Genomic DNA, 2,110 nt, shown 5'->3' on the forward strand with positions numbered 1-2,110 from the left:
AATATTTTGTCTCCTTGCCCAATACTCAGAAATCGGCGAAGATTCCCCTAAGCTTGAATAAGTCCAGATCTCTTCCTCTACTGCATAATGATTCTGTATATCTTCTTCTGTATCTTCAAAATTCTTATACACGACATACATGCTGATTGTGGCCTCTGTACTTCTTTTTGTGTTCGTTTGTTCCTGCAGGGATTCTTTTCTTCCGCCAAACAGCTTATCGAATAAACCCATTTTATCCCTCCTATTAATAAAGTTGAACTTAGTTGCACTTATCCTTCCTGAATGTATAAAAATAACCTCATAGAAAATTTTATCCCATGAGGTTATGGAAGATCAAAGGTTAACCGGTCAATCTTGTATATACGTTTTTGGCCATCGTGATATCAGCGGTTCCATGAATGATGGCGCGCCCATCCTTGAATAATATTACGCGATAAGGCTCATACTGAAATGAAAGTAAATGTGTATTAGCCAGCATATTTGTGGTCTGCTGTTCCCATTGCTTTGACAAATATTTGAGATCCAGTGTTCTCGGTACCGGAGGACGGATATGAACAGCATCCCTCCCGCATAAAATATCAGCTTTCGTTTGTTTCTCCATGGTTAAAAAAGGATGAAGTCTCTCTATTCCACAGCATGGACAATCAAGGTTCTTCAGTTTTTCGACATTCATCTCTGCATGCTCCATTTTCCAAATATCAAAAGACCGTAAAGTCGATGTTACATCTTCACCGCTTAGGATCTGCATGGCTTGTGCAACTTGCATAGAAGCAACCCACTGGACAATTGGACTAATTACTCCTTCTGTATCGCACGTTACATTTTGCGATGGAATATAGTCAACCAGACAATGAAAGCATGGTCCCTTTCCAGACAAGACCGGATAAGTCATTCCATAGCTGCCGACACAAGCGCCAAAGACAAATGGGATATTATGTTTCATGGCAGCATCATTAATCACTAATCTCGTTTCAAAATTATCTGTTGCATCCATTAGAATGGATGCTCCTTCCGCCAATTCCTCCACATTTTGAAAATAAATATCCATTACATACTCTTTTATGATTGTTTGACTGTTTATGGATTGAAGACGCTGTTTTGCAGCTACTGCTTTAGGCAGTTTCTGCTTTGCATCTTCCTCTGTGTACAGCTGCTGTCTTTGCAGATTGCTCCATTCTACATAATCACGATCTGCTATAATCAATTTCCCAACACCAGCACGTACAAGCATTTCCGAGATCGCAGAACCTAAAGCACCCATTCCAAACACAACTATTGTGCTCTCTTCTATTTTCTTCTGTCCTTTTTTGCCGATGAATAATTCCTGTTTCAAGTAACGGCTGTTCAAGATGTGATCATCCCTGTCATCGGACTGCTTGCAACACCATAGTTTTTTTGGGGAATTCTGCCTGCTTCATACCCTAATCTTCCTGCTTCTACTGCCATTTTCATTGCCAATGCCATTTTTACAGGATCCTCCGCCCCTGAAACAGCTGTGTTTAATAAGACAGCATCCGCTCCGAGCTCCATGGCATATGCAGCATCCTTCGGTGAACCAATTCCAGCATCAACAATAACAGGTACATTACTTTGTTCAATGATAAACTGGAGATTTAATGGATTGATAATTCCTCTCCCTGATCCAATTGGAGATGCACCGGGCATAATGCCATGAACACCAAGCTGTTCAAGCCGTTTTGCCAGAACGACATCATCTGATGTATAAGGAAGAACGATGAAGCCTTCCTCCAGTAATAACTCAGAAGCTTTCAGCGTTTCAACAGGGTCTGGCAGCAGCGAACGATCACAGCCAATCACTTCTACTTTTATCATGTCACATAATCCTGATGCTTTAGCCAATTTTGCAATTCTAACCGCCTCTTCCGCTGTTTTTGCACCTGCTGTATTAGGCAATAATGTATATCTCTTTAAATCAAGCTGCTCTAAAAAATTAGGCTGTGTTTCCTCAAAAATATTCATTCTTCTTACTGCAAATGTAAGAATTTCACTTTCAGAGACGTCTACTGCCTTCTTTTGTACCTCAAAAGATGGATATTTTCCTGTTCCCAGCAGCAACCTGGACTGATACGTACGATCTGCAATTCTTAAC

The 2,110-nt window shown here is 40.6% G+C and carries 3 protein-coding genes; all 3 read right to left on the reverse strand.

The annotated features are described in order from the left end of the window. A partial coding sequence (locus OQ279_RS18695) for a hypothetical protein (protein WP_266071380.1) occupies positions 1-231 on the reverse strand: 231 nt, incomplete at its 3' end. A 109-nt stretch (positions 232-340) separates the two neighbouring features. Continuing rightward, positions 341-1,333, reverse strand: a complete 993-nt coding sequence (locus OQ279_RS18700) for a ThiF family adenylyltransferase (protein WP_266071381.1) — start codon at positions 1,331-1,333, stop codon at positions 341-343. Between the two features lie 11 nt (positions 1,334-1,344). Next, entirely contained in the window at positions 1,345-2,103 is a 759-nt protein-coding gene (locus tag OQ279_RS18705; protein WP_266071382.1) for a thiazole synthase, read from the reverse strand. Positions 2,104-2,110 lie beyond the last annotated feature (7 nt).

Source organism: Salinimicrobium profundisediminis (assembly GCF_026241755.1).
Classification (GTDB): domain Bacteria; phylum Bacteroidota; class Bacteroidia; order Flavobacteriales; family Flavobacteriaceae; genus Salinimicrobium; species Salinimicrobium profundisediminis.